The following is a 16,179-nucleotide window of genomic DNA, read 5'->3' on the forward strand; positions in this document are numbered from 1 at the left end:
CGCCGGCTGTGACAAGGATCAGAATCCGGACACGTGAAACCGGATCGAGGGAGTGCTTTGAACGATGTCGATGGCAGTTGATTCCTTTGCCGCGTCGGTGCGGCGGTTTTCACCCCGGCTTCTGCTGTCGGAGCTGTTGCTGAAACAGTGGTTTGAGCCAGTCGTTCCGTTCACCGTGATGATCGGGCTGTGGGCCTATTTCGCGTTCACCATTCCCGACTACGCCTCGGTGCAGAACTCGGTGTCGCTGCTGCGGCTGTTCGCCGAATTCGGCTTCGTCGCGCTGGCGATGGGCTTCTGCCTCGTCACCGGCGGCATCGACCTTTCGGTCGGCGCGATCTTTGCGCTGTGCAATTTCGCGGCGCTGTATTTCCTCCTGGTGCGCGAATGGCCGGTCGGCCTCGCGGTGCCGGCGACGCTCTTGGTCGGCGCACTGCTCGGCAGCATCAACGGCTTCCTGATCGGCTTCCTGAAGACGCGGCCGTTCCTGACCACGCTGGTGACGCTGATCATCCTGCGCGCCTCGGTCAACCTGCTCAACACCTCCTACGCTCAGGTGTTCGCGACCAACTCGGTCGAGAGCGACGCCTGGGATTTCATCGGCGGCGGCAGCGTGCTCGGCATTCCCGTCAATGCGGCGACGCTGTTCGTGGTGCTCTTGATCTGCCACATCTTCCTGTCGCGCTCGCGCTATGGCTGGCATCTCACCGCGATTGGCGCCAGCCGCAAGGCGGCGCGTCATGCCGGCATCCGCGTCCGCCTGATGCTGTTCATGACCTATGTGCTGTCGGGCACGCTGTGCGCGGCGAGCGGCATCTTCTATGCGGCACGGCAGGCCTCGACGGATTCCACCACCGGTGTCGGCTGGGAATTCCAGGCGCTCACGGCCGTGGTGCTCGGCGGCGTGTCGCTGGCCGGCGGCAAGGGCACGGTGTGGCGGGCGATGATCGGCGCGCTGATCATCTTCCTGCTGATCAACGGCCTCGTGCGCATGGGCATCCCGGGCTACGTCACCTCGGCGGTGACCGGCATGATCCTGCTCGCGGCCGTCGGCATCGACGTCAAATGGTCGAAGAACCGCGGCAAGGCGATCCAGAAGATCTATGTCAATCCGGCCTTCGTGCCGCTGGCCTCGGCGCCGGCGGTGCAGCCCGGCTCAGCCTCGCCCTATGCGCAGAACGACCGGCTGATCAAGGCGCAGGCGATCGGCGTCGACCAGGTCGAAGGCCCCGAGGACGTCATCCTCGACCGCCAGGGCCGGCTCTACGGCTCGACCCGCGACGGCAATGTGATCCGCTTCTCCGGGCCGAACTTCGAAACCCGCGAGGTGTTCGCCCATATCGGCGGGCGGCCGCTCGGCATGCAGTTCGATCGCGACGAGAACCTGATCGTCGCGGTGGCAGGCATGGGCGTCTACGGCGTCGCGCCCGATGGCCGCATCTTCAAGGTCACCGACGAGACCAACCGCACCTGGTACAAGCTGAACGACGACTCGCGCCTGCGCATGGCCGACGACCTCGACATCGCGCCCGACGGCAAGATCTATTTCAGCGACTGCACCACGCGCTACGAGATGACCACCAACACCCTCGACATCCTCGAGGGCCGGCCGAATGGCCGCGTGGTCTGCTACGATCCGGCGACCAAGACCACGCGCACGGTGATCAACCACTTCTATTTCCCGAACGGGATCTGCGTCTCCCACGACGGCAAGTCGATCCTGATCGCGTCGACCTCGCTGTGCAAGGTGTTCCGGCACTGGATCGACGGGCCGAACAAGGGCAAGACCGAAGTGCTGATGGACGAGTTGCCGGGCAACCCGGACAACATCAACCGCGCCTCCGACGGCACCTACTGGCTGGCGCTGGTCGGCATCCGCACCCCGACCTTCGACCTCGCCGCGCGAAAGCCCGGCTTCCGCTTGCGCATGGTCAAGCAGGTGCCGACCGACGAGTGGCTGGCGCCGGCGCTCAACCATGGCTGCGTGCTGAAGTTCAACGAGAAGGGCGAGGCGCTGGAGTCGTGGTGGGACCCGACCGGCATCTCGCATTCGACCCTGACGTCGATGCGCGAGCACCAAGGCTATCTCTATCTCGGCGGGCTCGAGAACAACCGGATCGGCCGCATCAAGCTCGACGGCGTCGACGACAGCTGGACCGGCTACGATGCCTATTGGGGCGCGAAAAGCAGGGTGACGAAATAATGGGATTCTTCGATCATCTGCTGCGCGACATCCGCAGCGTCGTCGACCGCGACGGCGGCCAGAACGCGATCCCGCCGCTCGACGGCGCACTGAGCCCGAACGACCGGCTCGACACCGCGGTGCCGATCGGCGAGCCGCTGCCCGGCATCGACGACGTGATCGCCGCCGGCGACGGCGCGGTCTATGTCTCCGCGGGCCGAAAGGTGCTGAAGCTCAGCGGCGCGGATTTCTCGACCCGCACTGTCGTCGCCGAGTTCGAGGACGATGCCGGCGGCCTCGCGCTGCATCCGGACGGCCGCCTGCTGGTCTGCGTCGCGGGCAGGGGGCTTGCCGCGATCGATCCCGCAAAGCCCGCGCCGCGCTGGCTGGATGCGGTCGGCGGCAGCGCGCTCACGGGGTTGTTGTCGGTCACGGCGGCGCCCGATGGCCGCATCTATGCGGTCGAAGGCAGCATCGGTCGCCGCCCGAGCGAGTGGCGGCACGATCTGATGGAGAAGCGGGCCAATGGCCGCCTGATCGGCTGCGGCGCCGGCCTCGACCATCCGCAGGTGCTGCTGCGCGACCTGCCATATCCCTATGGCGTGATGGTATCGGCCGACGGCAACAGCCTGTGGCTCACCGAGAGCTGGGCGCACCGCCTCAGCCGGTTCGCGCTCACTGCGGGCGGGCTTGGCCCGCGCGAGACCGTCGCCGCCAACATGCCGGGCTATCCGGCGCGGCTGCGTCCCGACGGTCATGGCGGGCTGTTGCTCGGCATGTTCGCGCGCCGCACCCATCTGATCGAGTTCGTGCTCAAGGAAGACGATTTCCGCGAGGAGATGATGGCGACGATGCCGCCCGATTACTGGGTGGCGCCGGCGCTGGTCGGCGGCAGCGATTGCCTGGAGCCGATGCAGATTGGCAGCGTCAAGGCGCTCGGCATCCAGAAGCCATGGGCGCCGCCGCGCTCCTATGGCCTGCTGGCGCATCTCGATGCCGAGGGCGATGCGACCGACAGCCTGCACAGCCGTGCCGGCGGCCGTTTCCACGGCATCACCGCCGCCTGCGCGACGCCTTCGGGCATCGTGATCGCGGCGCGCGGCGCCGGACGGCTGTTGCGCTACACGGGAGAGCTGCGATGAATGACGGCGTGATACAGGCAGCGACCGCGACCCAGTCCGCAGCCCGCGAGCCGGTGCTGCGGATCAGCAACGGCTCCAAGATCTATGGCGGCGTCCACGCCATCGAAGGCGTCAATTTCGATCTCTATCCCGGCGAGGTGCATGCGCTGGTCGGCGAGAACGGCGCCGGCAAGTCGACGCTGTGCAAGGCGATCGCGGGCGCGATCAATCTCACTTCGGGCGACTATCTGCTGGACGGGAAGCCTGCCAATTTCGAGCAGCCGCGCGACGCGCTCGATGCCGGCATCTGCATGGTCTATCAGGAGACCAGCCTGGTGCCGACCATGACCGCGGCGCAGAACATCGAGCTCGGCAACGAGAAGCTCTTGACGCGCTTCCGCACGCTGAACATCCAGGCCCAGCAGCTGTTGCAGTCGCTCAACTTCCACGTCGATCCGGCTACTCCGGTGGCGCTGCTCGGCACCGCCAAGAAGCAGATGGTGGAGATCGCGCGCGCGATCTACAACAAGGCGCGCATCATCATCTTCGACGAGCCGACCGCATCGCTGACGCCGGAGGAGATCGTCCATTTCTTCCATCTGGTGCGCGACCTGCGCGCCCGCGGCGTCTCCATCATCTACATCTCGCATGCACTGGAGGAATCGCTGCAGATCGCCGACCGCATCACCGTACTGCGCGACGGCAAGCTGGTGATCACCGCGCCCGCCAAGCAGCTGACCCGCGACGCGCTGGTGCAGCACATGGTCGGGCGCGAGGTGGCGCAGGCGGTCTATGGCGGCAAGGCCAAGACCCATCAGCGCCGCGAGAAGGTGCTGACGGTCGAGAACGTCACCATGGGCATGGCGGTCAAGAACATGTCGTTCTCGGTCTATGCCGGCGAGGTGGTCGGCATCGCCGGCCTGATCGGCTCCGGCCGCACCGAGATCGCCAAGATCGTCTACGGCGCGCTGAAGCGCAATCTGGTCAACGGCGGCACCATCCGGCTGCGCGGCAAGCCGATCCGCTACCGCGTGCCGCGGCAGGCGATCAACGACGGCATCGCTTACATCACCGAGGACCGCAAGGCCAACGGCTTCTTCGAGACCATGGTGGTCGACGACAACGTCTATATCGGCAGCCTCGCTACAAAGAAGGGCTGGAGCTTCCTGTTGTCGCGCGCAAAGCGCAGCAAGCTTGCCAATTACTGGGTCGACCGGCTGAAGATCAGCGCGCTGCAGCGCAAGGCCAGGATCATCGAGCTGTCCGGCGGCAACCAGCAGAAGGTGGTGCTGGCCAAGACCCTGGTGCAGGAGCCCTCGATCATCTTCTTCGACGAGCCGACGCGCGGCGTCGATGTCGGCACCATCCCGCACATCCACGGCGAAATCCGCCGCCTCGCCGACGAGGGCAAGGCGGTGGTGGTGATCTCGTCGTACCTGCCGGAGATCCTCGCGGTGTCCGATCGCATCCTGGTCGCCCGCACCGGCCGCATCGTCGCCGAGTTCGACGCGGCGGACGCGACCCAGGACAAGATCCTGTACGCCGCCGTGCATTGAAGGCCGCGACGTCGGCCCCGACTTCTCTCCATCGTCATTCCCCGGTGCGCAATTGCGCACGGGAGTAGGGACCGATAGCCACCAATCGCTGTTGTTTTGCAGCGCTGGGGCCGCGGCCTAATTTCAACAACAAAGGCCTGGGGTTATGGGTCCCTGCTTCGCAGGGACGACGGTTGTGGTGCGGCCAAACCTGCCCTTGACAATTATTTTAAGTATAAAATATTATCTCCCCATCGGCCCGCTGGAGTAAACGCCCCGGCCGCCGAACCCAACGGGAGAGCGCCATGCGCATCGTTTGCATTGGAGGCGGGCCGGCCGGGCTTTATTTCGGCATCCTGATGAAGATGCTGGATCCCTCGCACGTCATCTCCGTGGTCGAACGCAACCGGCCCTATGACACGTTCGGCTTCGGCGTGGTGTTCTCGGATGCGACCATGGACAACATGCGCAAATGGGACCCGGTCACCGCCGACACGATCGAGCAGGCCTTCAATCACTGGGACGACATCGAGGTCCTGATCAAGGGCCGCCGCATGCGCACCACCGGGCACGGCTTCGTCGGCATCGGCCGCAAGCGGCTGCTCAACATCCTGCAGGCACGGGCCGAGGAGCTCGGCGTCGAATTGATCTTCGAGCGCGAGGTCAATTCCGATCTCGAATTCCCCGATGCGGACCTGATAGTGGCGTGCGACGGCGTGAACTCGAAGGTTCGCGTCAAATATGCCGAGACGTTCCAGCCGGACATGCTGATGCGGCCGAACCGCTATATCTGGCTCGGCACCAACCGCCCGTTCGATGCCTTCACCTTCGATTTCCGCAAGACCGAGCACGGCTGGTTCCAGGCGCATATCTATAAGTTCGAGGACGGCGCGGCGACCTTCATCGTCGAGACCACCGAGGAGGCCTATCTCGCCCACGGCCTCGACAAGATGGAGCAGGGCGACTCCATCGCGTTCTGCGAGAACGTGTTCAGTGAGATCCTTAAGGGCCATCACCTGGTCTCCAACGCGCGGCATCTGCGCGGCTCGGCGTGGCTGTCGTTTCCGCGGCTGATCTGCGGCAAGTGGACTGCGTTCAACGGCAACAGCCATGTCGTGCTGATGGGCGATGCCGCCCATACCGCGCATTTCGCGATCGGCTCGGGTACCAAGCTGGCGCTCGAAGATGCGATCGAGCTCACCAACCAGTTCAAGATCCACGGCGCGACCAAGGACAGCATCCCCGCGGTGCTCAAGGCTTACGAGGAACTGCGACGCGTCGATGTGGCGCGAATCCAGAATGCGGCGCGCAACGCGATGGAATGGTTCGAGGTGGTCGGCTCGCGCTATGCCGACACGCTGGAGCCCGAGCAGTTCATGTACTCGCTGCTGACCCGCTCGCAGCGGATCAGTCACGAGAATTTGCGGCTGCGCGACAAGACCTGGCTCGAGGGCTATGAGCGCTGGTTCGCCGAGCGCAACGGTGTGCCCGCCACCAACGACCGCGTCACGCCGCCGATGCTGACGCCGTTCCACATCCGTGGCCTGTCACTGCATAACCGCATCATCGTTTCGCCGATGGCGATGTATTCGGCGGAGGAGGGCGTGCCGAACGATTTCCATCTGGTGCATTTCGGCTCGCGCGCGCTCGGCGGCGCTGGCCTGTTGTTCACCGAGATGACCTGCGTCTCGCCGGAGGCCCGGATCACGCCCGGCTGCTGCGGGTTGTGGAACGACGCGCAAGGCACGGCCTACAAACGCATCGTCGACTTCGTGCATCGCAATTCGGAAGCGAAGATCGGCATCCAGCTCGGCCATGCCGGCCGCAAGGGCTCGACCCGCGTCGCCTGGGAGGGCATGGACGAGCCGCTGCCGGACCACAACTGGCCACTGGTGTCGGCCTCATCGGTACCTTACCTGCCGGACGGCCAGGTGCCGGAGCCGATGAGCCGCGCCGAGATGGACGAGGTGCGCGAGCAGTTCGTTGCCGCCGCCAGGCGCGCCGCGAGCGCGGGCTTCGATATTCTGGAGCTGCACTGCGCCCACGGCTATCTGCTGTCGAGCTTCCTGTCGCCGCTGACCAACCGCCGCACCGACGAGTATGGCGGATCGATCGAGAACCGCGCGCGTTATCCGCTGGAAGTGTTCCGCGCCGTCCGCGCGGTGTGGCCGGAGGACAAGCCGATGTCGGTCCGCCTGTCCTGTCACGACTGGGCCGAGGGCGGCAACACGCCCGAGGACGCGCTCGCTTTCGCGAAACTGTTCAAGCAAGCCGGTGCGGACCTGATCGACTGTTCGTCGGGGCAGGTCTGGGCCGACGACCATCCGATCTATGGCCGGCTCTACCAAACGCCGTTCGCCGACAAGATCCGCAACGAGGTCGGTATCGCCACCATCGCGGTCGGCGCGATCTCGGAGGCCGACCACGCCAACTCGATCATCGCAGCCGGCCGCGCTGATCTCTGCGCCATCGCGCGGCCGCATCTCGCCGATCCGGCCTGGACGCTGCATGAGGCCGCCAAGATCGGCGTCAAGCAGATCGCCTGGCCGAAACAGTATCAGTCGGGCAAGTCGCAATATGAGGCCAATCTCGAACGCGCGGCCGCAGGAGGAAAGGCATGACGAGGTTCTGGCCCAGCGCACATGCGCTGGTCACCGGTGCCGGCTCCGGCATCGGCGCCGCGACGGCGATCGCGCTCGCAAAGGCTGGCGTGCGCGTCAGCATCGCCGGGCGCCGGATCGAGGCGCTGAAGGCGACCGCGGCGTCGCTCGGCAAGCAGTCGGGTGCCGTCGTGTCGATCGACGTAACCGACGAAGCCGCGGTGACCAAGGGGGTCGCTGAGATCGAGGCCGCGGCCGGCCCGATCGATATCCTCGTCAACAATGCCGGCAAGGCCGGCAGCGCGCCGTTCGACAAGACGAACGCGGCGCTGTGGGCCGATATGCTGGCCAGCAATCTCTCCAGCGTGTTCCTGGTGACGCAGGCTGTGCTGCCCGGGATGGCGCAGCGCGGCCGCGGCCGCGTGATCAATGTCGCTTCGACCGCCGGTCTCACGGGTTACGCTTACGTTTCGGCCTATGTCGCGGCGAAGCACGGCGTCATCGGGCTGACGCGCTCGCTGGCGCTGGAATATGCCCGGCGCGGCGTCACCGTGAATGCGGTCTGCCCCGGTTATACCGACACGCCGCTGGTAGCGGATGCCGCCGCCAACATCGTCGCCAAGACCGGACGCAGCGAGCAGGAGGCGCGGGCCGCGCTCGCAAAAGTCAATCCGATGCAGCGGCTGGTCACGCCGGAGGAGGTCGCCGACGCCATCTTCTGGCTTGCCTCCGAGGGGGCATCGTCAGTCAACGGACAAGCCGTCGCAATCGCCGGCGGCGAAGTCTTTACCGGGTGAGGAAAAAATCATGTCCGAGATGAAAGCAAAGCTCCGGCCGTTCAAGGATTATCCCGCAAAGCACTTCCGCTGGTCGACGGATGCGAGCGGTCGTGTCGCGACCATTACGCTGAACCGGCCGGACAAGAAGAACCCGCTGACCTTCGAATCCTACGAGGAGCTGCGCGACCTCTTCACCAACCTCAAATCTGCCTCCGATGTCCGCGCCATCGTACTGACCGGCGCCGACGGCAATTTCTGCTCCGGCGGCGATGTGTTCGAGATCATCGAGCCGTTGACGCGGATGGCGATGCCGGACCTGCTCGCCTTCACCCGGATGACCGGCGAGGTGGTGCGCGCGATGCGCAAATGCCCGCAGATCATCGTCGCCGCGATCGACGGCATCTGCGCCGGCGCCGGCGCGATGCTGGCGCTGGCGTCCGACCTCAGGCTGGCGACGCCGCAGGCCAAGACCGCATTCCTGTTCACCCGGGTCGGCCTTGCCGGCGCCGACATGGGCGCGTGCGGGCTGCTGCCGCGCGTGATCGGGCAGGGCCACGCCGCCGATCTGCTCTATACGGGGCGCGCGATGAGCGCCGACGAAGGCTTTGCTTGGGGCTTCCACAACCGCCTGGTGCCACCGGCCGAGCTCGCGGCTGCCGCGCAAGAGATGGCACGCTCGCTCGCGGATGGACCGTGGTTCGCGCATGGCGTGACGAAAACGATGTTCAACCAGGAATGGGCGATGGGCGTCGACGAGATGATCGAGTCCGAAGCCCAGGCGCAGGCGATCTGCATGGTGACGGGCGACTTCCGCCGTGCCTTCGAGGCCTTCGCTGCCAAGAAGAAGCCGGCGTTCGAGGGCAATTGAGATGATCGAGATCCTGCAACCGGAAGGATGGGCGAAGCCGATCGGCTACGCCAACGGCATGGCCGCACGCGGCAAGCAGCTCTTCATCGCGGGCCAGATCGGCTGGAACGGGCAATGCGTGTTCGAGACCGACGATCTCGTGGCGCAGATCGGCCAGACCCTGCGCAACATCGTCGCGGTCGCGGCTGCCGGCGGGGCGAGACCCGAGCACATCGTGTCGATGACCTGGTTCCTGCTTGACCGCAAGGAATACTCGGCGCGGCTGAAGGAGATCGGCTCCGTCTATCGCGACGTCATCGGCCGGCACTTTCCGGCGATGACCGCGATCCAGGTTGCCGGCCTGATCGAGGATCGCGCGAAGGTGGAAATCCAGGCGATCGCGGTGGTGCCGGATTAACTGTTCCGGCGGCTGAAACGTTAACCCTTGGGGACACTTGGCCGCAGCGGAGGAAGTAGGGGCGACAAAGCCGCTTGCGGCCGGACGAGCCGGCATGCGACCCTAGGCGAAAGCGTAAATGCGTCCTGTTGTGAGTGGAGTAAGGGACGATGAAGGCGATTATCGTCGGTGGCGGAATCGGTGGCCTCACCACTGCGCTGATGCTGCGCTCGCGCGGCATCGCTTGCGAGCTGTACGAGCAGTCGGAGACGATCCGCGAGCTCGGCGTCGGCATCAACACCTTGCCGCATGCGATCCGCGAGCTCGCTGGGCTTGGCCTGCTCGACAAGCTCGACGACGTCGCGATCCGCACCTATGAGCTGTTCTATCTGACGCGGCATGGCCAGCAGGTCTGGCACGAGAAGCGCGGGCTCGATGCCGGCCACGACGTGCCGCAATTCTCGATCCATCGCGGCCGCCTGCAAAGCGTGATCCATCAGGCGGTGATCGACCGTCTCGGCGCCGATGCGATCCGCACCGGCTGCCGGCTCGGCGCCTTCACCCAGGACGAGGGCGGTGTCTCGGCCTATTTCTTCGATCGTAGCGGCGCCCATGTGCACACTGCGCGCGGCGACATCCTGATCGGCGCCGACGGCATCCACTCCAAGGTGCGCGAGACGCTGTTCCCGGGCGAGGGCGGGCCGTGCTGGAACGGGCTGATGCTGTGGCGCGGCGCCACGGACTGGCCGGCCTTCCTGACCGGACGCTCAATGATCATCGCCGGTGGGCTGAACGCCAAGGCGGTGATCTACCCGATCGCGCCGGGCTCGAGCCCGGCGAGCCGGCTCACCAATTGGGCAGTGCTGGTGCGGATCGGCGACGGCTCCTCGCCGCCGCCGCGCCGCGAGGGCTGGTCCAATCTCGGCCGGCGCGAGGAGATGATGCCCTATGTCACGAGCTTCACGATCCCGCAGGTCGACTTCACCGGCCTGATCAACGCCACGCCGGAGTTCTGGGAGTATCCGTGCTGCGACCGCGATCCGCTGCCCTATTGGTCGAGCGGCCGCGTCACGCTGCTCGGCGACGCCGCGCATCCGATGTACCCGGTCGGCTCCAACGGTGCCTCGCAGGCCATCCTCGATGCGCGCTGCCTGGCCGACATGCTGGCGCGATCGGAGCACCCACGTCAGGCGCTGGCGGCCTATGAGCGGCAGCGGCTGCCGATGACCGCCGACATCGTCGCCTCCAACCGCCGCGGCGGACCGGAGGGCGTGATCGACGCCGTCGAGCAGCTCGCTCCACAGGGCTTTACCGACGTCGACACCATCCTCAACTACGAAGCGCGCGAGGCGATCGTGCGCGGCTATGCCGCCAAGGCCGGCTTTGCCGCGCGGGTGGTGGCGCGGCAGTAGGTTGAGCCGAGACGATTGCGTCTCTTCGTGAGGCGGCAACTTGCGATCCGTCACCCTGAGGAGGCCGCAACGCGGCCGTCTCGAAGGGTCGACGGCCACCAGCGGGGCCGTTCATCCTTCGAGACGCCGCTTCGCGGCTCCTCAGGATGACGGTGCGAGGCCGGCGCCTACGCTAGCCGGGAGGCGGCGGCAGGAAGTGGATGTTGTGCTCGGCGGCGAGCCGCACCACGTCGTCCGGGTTCTGTTCCTTCATGTTGTGGATCGCCCAGAACAGGTCGTAGAGCCGGCGCGTCGGCGACACCCAGAACAGCGTCTTGGCCGTCTGCTGCGACTTGTTGAAGATGCCGTGCGGCTTGCCCATCGGCAGCCGCACCAGGTCGCCGGGCGTGGCGGATTCGTCGGCCCCGTCGAGCATGAAATCGAGCTTGCCCTCGAGGATATAGAGATACTCGTCCTGGTCGGGATGGATATGCGGCGGCACGAAGGTGCCCGGCGGGAAGGTGGCGTGCCAGGAGAACGAATGCTCGGTGCGGCTCTTCGGCACGTAGGTCTGGCCGAGGATGCCCCAGGAAATGCCCTGGATGCCCTCATTGGCGCGGGTGATGCCGGCGATCTCGTCTTTCATCGTCATGTTTCCCTCTCTTTTGCTTGACGCGTTTTCTTCACGCGAGCCGGTGTCCACTTCGAAAACGCTTTGTGGCTTACTTGGCGGCGCAATCCTTGGCGTAGCGGTCGCCATAGTTCGAGAACACCTTTTCGACGATCTCGGTCTGGAATTTGCCGTCCGGCCGCTTCGCGACCTTGGTGAGATAGAAATCCTGGATCGGATAGCCGTTGTTGTTGAACTTGAAGTTACCGCGCAGCGAGGTGAAGTCGGCCTTCTTCAGCGCCGCCGCGACCGCGTCCTTGTTGGAGAGGTCGCCCTTCACGGCCTTCACCGCGCTGTCGATCAGAAGCGCCGCGTCATAGGCCTGCATGGCATAGGTGCCGGGCACGCCGTTGTAGGCTGCTTCATAGGCGGCGACGAACTTCTTGCTCTGGGGATTGTCGAGGTTGGGCGCCCAGTTCGCGCCGCCGAACATGCCGACCGCGGCGTCCTGCTGCGCGGGCAGGGTGGATTCGTCGACGGTGAAAGCGGAGAGCACCGGCACGGTGGCGCCGGCCTGCTTGTACTGCTTCACCAGATTGACGCCCATGCCACCCGGCATGAAGGTGAACAGCGCGTCCGGCTTCTGCGCGGCGATCTTGGACAGCTCAGGCTGGAAATCCAGCGTGTTCAGCGGCGTGTAGGATTCCTCCGTTATCTCGCCCTTGTAGTCGAGCTTGAAGCCGGCGACGGAGTCGCGGCCGGCCTGGTAGTTCGGCACCAGGAGGTAGACGCGCTTGTAGCCGCGGTCCTGCGCCACCTTGCCCAGGATCTCGTGCACCTGGTCGTTCTGGTACGACGTCACATAGAAGAACGGGTTGCATTCCTTGCCGGCGTAGCTGGAGGGACCAGCATTCGGGCTGATCAGGAAGGTCTTGCTGTCGGTGACCGGGCGGTGGATCGCCAGCAGGATGTTGGAGAAGATCGGGCCGACCACGAAATCGACCTTGTCGCGCTCGAGCAGGCCGCGCACCTTGACCACGGCAGCGTCGGGCTTCAGCTCGTCGTCGGCGTTGATGATCTCGACATCGCGGCCGGCCATCTTGCCGCCGAGGTCCTTGACCGCGAGTGCAAAGCCGTCACGGACCTGCTGGCCCAGCGCCGCGGCAGGTCCCGAGGTCGTGACCAGCACGCCGATCTTGATCTTCTCCTGCGCGGCCGCCGGGGCCGCCGCGATCCCGAGCAGCGCCGCCAATCCCATCAGTTTTGTCAGTTGTTTCATGTCACTCCCCCAAAGCAATGTCGTGATGCCTTTCCAGCTTGGTCGCAGCTTAGTCTGACGCGCGCGACCGCCGCAAGCGATGTGGCATTGCGTCAGGCTGCCAGCTGCGCAACTCGCGAGCCTGTCGCGCCCCATGCAAGCGCCGCGCCAATTGCTTGAAGTTTAAAGAAATTACAGAATTGCCTCGGTGCACCGGGCCGGATTCGCTATTGTCCTTGCAGGGCGCCACGAATTGCTTGAAGCTCAAAGCAATCGGTCCGACCGAAACCCGCCGCGGAGGCACGATCGCCGCATGATCCTCGATTCCGAAACCAAAGCCGTCGAACTGCCCGACGATCACGGCACCGAGCTCAGGCTGTGGCTGCGGCTGTTGACCTGCACCACGCTGATCGAAGGCGAGGTGCGCAGCCGCCTGCGCGAGAAATTCGACGTCACCCTGCCGCGCTTCGACCTGATGGCTCAGCTCGACAAGGTGTCCGACGGCATGACGCTGTCGGACCTGTCGAAGCGGATGATGGTGTCGAACGGCAACGTCACCGGGCTGGTCGAGCGCCTGGTTGAATCGGGCCATCTCGATCGCCGCACCTCGGAGACCGACCGCCGCGTGCAGTTCATCCGCCTGACCAAGACCGGCCGGGCCGAGTTCCGCAAGATGGCGGCCGAGCACGAGAAGTGGATCGCCGATGTCTTTGGCGACCTCTCGCCGAAGGACATCCGCGAGCTGATGCGGCTGCTTGCCAAGGCCAAGGGTTCGGCGCAGCGCTCGGCCAAGGCGCGGACCGCTTAAGCCGTGAGCGGGATCGATTACGAGGTCGAATACAACAATCGGGCGCGCGTGCCGGAGAACCCGGCGATCATGGCCGGCTGGGCACGAGACTCCGCGGCCTATCGCGAGCAGCACAAGCCGCGGCGGCTGAGCTATGGACCGGGCGAGCGCAACGTCATCGACCTCTTCGAGGGTGATCGCGAGGGGCCGCTCGTGGTCTTCATCCATGGCGGTTACTGGCAGGCGCTCGACGGCTCGTCGTCGAGCCACTGCGCGCGCGGCCTCAACGGCCACGGCATCAGCGTCGCGGTGCCGAGCTACGATCTCTGCCCAAGCGTCTCGGTCGGCGACATCATCGGCGAGATGCGTGCGGCGTGCCGCGAACTGGCAAAGCTCGGCCGGCCGCTGGTCGTGTCGGGCCACTCCGCCGGCGGACATCTTGCCGCATGCATGCTCGCGACCGATTGGGCGGCCTACGATGCATCGCTGCCCAAGAACCTGGCCAGGGCTGCTTATGCGATATCAGGCCTGTTCGAGCTGGAGCCGCTGGTCGGCACCTCCATCAACAAGGCGCTCGGCCTCGACCGCGACGCAGCAAGGGCGGCGAGCCCGCTGCTTTGGAAAGCACCCGCCGGCACGACGCTTGATGCCGTCGTCGGCGGCGCCGAGAGCGCCGAATATCACCGGCAGAGCCGGACCATCGCCGATTTCTGGGGCGGAGCGGGCGTTGCCACGCGGTTCGGCACCGTGCCCGACGCCAATCATTTCACTGCGATCGCGCCGCTCGCCGACCCGGAGTCGAAGATGGTCGCGCGACTGAAGCAGCTCACACAGATCTGAGGTTCTGAGGGATCGCCAGCGACGGCCGAGTGATTTCCACCCTTGCGCCAAATTATTTTAAGTATAAAATGATTGGCGATTGGAACGCTGCCGGGCGTCCCCGATATCAGTCGTCTCGACGTTGGTCTTTGGCCTTTCTGGATGGAAAGCGAGGGCAATCGAATGTCAGGTGAATTTCCCGGGCTCGGCCCATCCGGGCATGTCGACGATTTCGCGCGGCGCAACCTGCCGCCGTTCCAGCAATGGCCGCAGCTGCTGCTCGACCGGCCGGAATTCAAATATCCCGACTATCTCAACGCCGCGGTCGAGCTGACCGACCGGATCGTCGAGCAGGGCATGGGCGATCGCATCGCGCTGATCGGCAACGGCCGCCAGCGCACCTACAAGGAATTGACCGACTGGTCCAACCGCCTGGCGCATGCGCTGGTGGAGAATTACGGCGTCAAGCCCGGCAATCGCGTGCTGATCCGCTCGGGCAACAACCCGGCGCTGGTCGCGGCCTGGCTCGCGGCGACCAAGGCCGGTGCCGTCGTCGTCAACACCATGCCGATGCTGCGCGCGGGCGAGCTGGCCAAGATCGTCGACAAGGCCGAGATCTCGCTGGCACTGACCGACAGCCGTATCGCCGATGAGCTGGTGGCCTGCGCCAAGACCAGCAAATTCCTCAAGCAGGTCGTCAATTTCGACGGCACCTCGAACCATGACGCCGAGCTCGACCGGATCGCGCTGAACAAGCCGGTCAAGTTCGATGCGGTGAAGACCGGCCGCGACGACGTCGCGCTGCTCGGCTTCACGTCGGGCACCACGGGCGAGCCCAAGGCGACCATGCACTTCCACCGCGATCTCCTGATCGTCGCGGATGGCTACGCCAGGGAAGTGCTCAAGGTGACGCCGGACGATGTGTTCGTCGGCTCGCCGCCGCTGGCATTCACCTTCGGCCTCGGCGGGCTCGCGATCTTCCCGCTGCGCTTCGGCGCCACCGCGACGCTGCTGGAGAACGCGGCGCCGAGCGAGATGATCAGGATCATCGAGACCTACAAGGCGACGATCTGCTTCACCGCGCCGACCGCCTATCGGGCGATGATGGCGGCGATGGACAAGGGCGCCGATCTGTCGTCGCTGCGGCTCGCGGTCTCGGCCGGCGAGACGCTGCCGGCGCCGGTGTTCGAGAGCTGGACCAAGAAGACCGGCAAGCCGATCCTCGACGGCATCGGCAGCACGGAGCTGCTGCACATCTTCATCACCAACCGCGCCGGCAGCGCCGTTGCCGGCACCACGGGCACGCCCGTGACCGGCTACCAGGCGAAGATCGTCGATGAGGACATGAACGAGCTGCCGCCGGGGCAGGTCGGCAAGCTGGCGGTTCGCGGCCCGACCGGATGCCGCTATCTCGCGGACTCCCGGCAGACCAAATATGTCCGCGATGGCTGGAACATCACCGGCGATGCCTTCGTCAGCGATGAAAACGGCCGGCTGTCCTTCGTGGCGCGCGCCGACGACATGATCATCTCGGCGGGCTACAACATCGCCGGTCCCGAGGTCGAGGCGGCGCTGCTCGGCCACCCCGATGTCGCCGAATGCGCCGTGATCGGCGCGCCCGACGAGGAGCGGGGACAGATCGTTTCAGCCTTCGTCGTGCTGAAGCAGGGCGCGCGCAGTGACGATACCGAGGTCAAGCTGTTGCAGGATCACGTCAAGGCGACGATCGCGCCGTACAAATATCCCCGCGCGATTGCTTTCGTCGAGGCGTTGCCGAAGACCCAGACCGGGAAGATCCAGCGCTTCAAGCTGCGCGAGGCCAGCTAAGAATAGGGCGACGGCCTGAAGCTGTC

Annotated in this window: 13 protein-coding genes; 11 read left to right on the top strand and 2 right to left on the bottom strand. The window is 65.6% G+C overall.

The features are described 5' to 3' along the window. Positions 1 to 64 precede the first annotated feature (64 nt). The 8 genes from CK489_RS22775 to CK489_RS22810 all read left to right on the top strand — a co-directional run bounded on the left by CK489_RS22775 (position 65) and on the right by CK489_RS22810 (position 10,873). Entirely contained in the window at positions 65 to 2,203 is a 2,139-nt protein-coding gene (locus tag CK489_RS22775) for an ABC transporter permease (RefSeq protein ID WP_095733878.1), read from the top strand. Further along, positions 2,203 to 3,324, top strand: coding sequence for an SMP-30/gluconolactonase/LRE family protein (locus tag CK489_RS22780; RefSeq protein ID WP_095733879.1), 1,122 nt, complete (start codon positions 2,203 to 2,205; stop codon positions 3,322 to 3,324). The genes CK489_RS22775 and CK489_RS22780 overlap by 1 nt, the downstream gene beginning before the upstream one ends. Next, a complete protein-coding gene (locus CK489_RS22785; RefSeq protein ID WP_198961000.1) occupies positions 3,321 to 4,859 on the top strand; it encodes a sugar ABC transporter ATP-binding protein in 1,539 nt (512 codons plus the stop codon). Before CK489_RS22780 ends, CK489_RS22785 begins: the two co-directional genes overlap by 4 nt. 284 nt (positions 4,860 to 5,143) lie before the next feature. Then, entirely contained in the window at positions 5,144 to 7,459 is a 2,316-nt protein-coding gene (locus CK489_RS22790; RefSeq protein WP_095733880.1) for a bifunctional salicylyl-CoA 5-hydroxylase/oxidoreductase, read from the top strand. Further along, positions 7,456 to 8,235: an SDR family NAD(P)-dependent oxidoreductase gene (locus tag CK489_RS22795; protein ID WP_095733881.1), complete on the top strand. Its 780-nt coding sequence runs from the start codon at positions 7,456 to 7,458 to the stop codon at positions 8,233 to 8,235. The genes CK489_RS22790 and CK489_RS22795 overlap by 4 nt, the downstream gene beginning before the upstream one ends. A 10-nt stretch (positions 8,236 to 8,245) precedes the next feature. After that, complete coding sequence (locus CK489_RS22800) at positions 8,246 to 9,085, top strand: enoyl-CoA hydratase family protein (RefSeq protein WP_050627809.1); 840 nt, start codon at positions 8,246 to 8,248, stop codon at positions 9,083 to 9,085. 1 nt (position 9,086) lies between these two features. Beyond that, on the top strand, positions 9,087 to 9,482 hold the full coding sequence (locus tag CK489_RS22805; RefSeq protein WP_095733882.1) for a RidA family protein: 396 nt from the start codon (positions 9,087 to 9,089) through the stop codon (positions 9,480 to 9,482). Between the two features lie 149 nt (positions 9,483 to 9,631). Beyond that, positions 9,632 to 10,873: a flavin-dependent oxidoreductase gene (locus CK489_RS22810; RefSeq protein WP_050627811.1), complete on the top strand. Its 1,242-nt coding sequence runs from the start codon at positions 9,632 to 9,634 to the stop codon at positions 10,871 to 10,873. A gap of 172 nt (positions 10,874 to 11,045) precedes the next feature. On the opposite strand, the gene CK489_RS22815 is transcribed toward CK489_RS22810, so the two are convergent. Beyond that, complete coding sequence (locus CK489_RS22815; RefSeq protein WP_050627935.1) at positions 11,046 to 11,498, bottom strand: cupin domain-containing protein; 453 nt, start codon at positions 11,496 to 11,498, stop codon at positions 11,046 to 11,048. Positions 11,499 to 11,574: 76 nt separating this feature from the next. Next, positions 11,575 to 12,741, bottom strand: coding sequence for an ABC transporter substrate-binding protein (locus CK489_RS22820; RefSeq protein ID WP_095733883.1), 1,167 nt, complete (start codon positions 12,739 to 12,741; stop codon positions 11,575 to 11,577). A gap of 292 nt (positions 12,742 to 13,033) precedes the next feature. Here CK489_RS22820 and CK489_RS22825 point away from each other — a divergent pair, with 292 nt between their 5' ends. The 3 genes from CK489_RS22825 (at position 13,034) to CK489_RS22835 (ending at position 16,153) form a co-directional block, all read left to right on the top strand. Continuing rightward, positions 13,034 to 13,528 (top strand): MarR family winged helix-turn-helix transcriptional regulator, encoded by a 495-nt coding sequence (locus tag CK489_RS22825; protein ID WP_050627813.1) that lies wholly within the window; start codon positions 13,034 to 13,036, stop codon positions 13,526 to 13,528. A gap of 3 nt (positions 13,529 to 13,531) precedes the next feature. Then, on the top strand, positions 13,532 to 14,347 hold the full coding sequence (locus CK489_RS22830; protein WP_095733884.1) for an alpha/beta hydrolase: 816 nt from the start codon (positions 13,532 to 13,534) through the stop codon (positions 14,345 to 14,347). Between the two features lie 162 nt (positions 14,348 to 14,509). Further along, complete coding sequence (locus CK489_RS22835) at positions 14,510 to 16,153, top strand: benzoate-CoA ligase family protein (RefSeq protein WP_095733885.1); 1,644 nt, start codon at positions 14,510 to 14,512, stop codon at positions 16,151 to 16,153. The last annotated feature ends 26 nt before the right edge of the window (positions 16,154 to 16,179 follow it).

The organism is Bradyrhizobium sp. UFLA03-84 (genome assembly GCF_002289535.1).
Classification (GTDB): Bacteria; Pseudomonadota; Alphaproteobacteria; order Rhizobiales; family Xanthobacteraceae; genus Bradyrhizobium; species Bradyrhizobium viridifuturi.

Bases quoted from the DNA above. Each gene is read 5' to 3' on its own strand.
- CK489_RS22775 (WP_095733878.1), top strand. From the start codon at position 65: ATGTCGATGGCAGTTGATTCCTTTGCCGCGTCGGTGCGGCGGTTTTCA.
- CK489_RS22780 (WP_095733879.1), top strand. From the start codon at position 2,203: ATGGGATTCTTCGATCATCTGCTGCGCGACATCCGCAGCGTCGTCGAC.
- CK489_RS22785 (WP_198961000.1), top strand. From the start codon at position 3,321: ATGAATGACGGCGTGATACAGGCAGCGACCGCGACCCAGTCCGCAGCC.
- CK489_RS22790 (WP_095733880.1), top strand. From the start codon at position 5,144: ATGCGCATCGTTTGCATTGGAGGCGGGCCGGCCGGGCTTTATTTCGGC.
- CK489_RS22795 (WP_095733881.1), top strand. From the start codon at position 7,456: ATGACGAGGTTCTGGCCCAGCGCACATGCGCTGGTCACCGGTGCCGGC.
- CK489_RS22800 (WP_050627809.1), top strand. From the start codon at position 8,246: ATGTCCGAGATGAAAGCAAAGCTCCGGCCGTTCAAGGATTATCCCGCA.
- CK489_RS22805 (WP_095733882.1), top strand. From the start codon at position 9,087: ATGATCGAGATCCTGCAACCGGAAGGATGGGCGAAGCCGATCGGCTAC.
- CK489_RS22810 (WP_050627811.1), top strand. From the start codon at position 9,632: ATGAAGGCGATTATCGTCGGTGGCGGAATCGGTGGCCTCACCACTGCG.
- CK489_RS22815 (WP_050627935.1), bottom strand. From the start codon at position 11,498: ATGAAAGACGAGATCGCCGGCATCACCCGCGCCAATGAGGGCATCCAG.
- CK489_RS22820 (WP_095733883.1), bottom strand. From the start codon at position 12,741: ATGAAACAACTGACAAAACTGATGGGATTGGCGGCGCTGCTCGGGATC.
- CK489_RS22825 (WP_050627813.1), top strand. From the start codon at position 13,034: ATGATCCTCGATTCCGAAACCAAAGCCGTCGAACTGCCCGACGATCAC.
- CK489_RS22835 (WP_095733885.1), top strand. From the start codon at position 14,510: ATGTCAGGTGAATTTCCCGGGCTCGGCCCATCCGGGCATGTCGACGAT.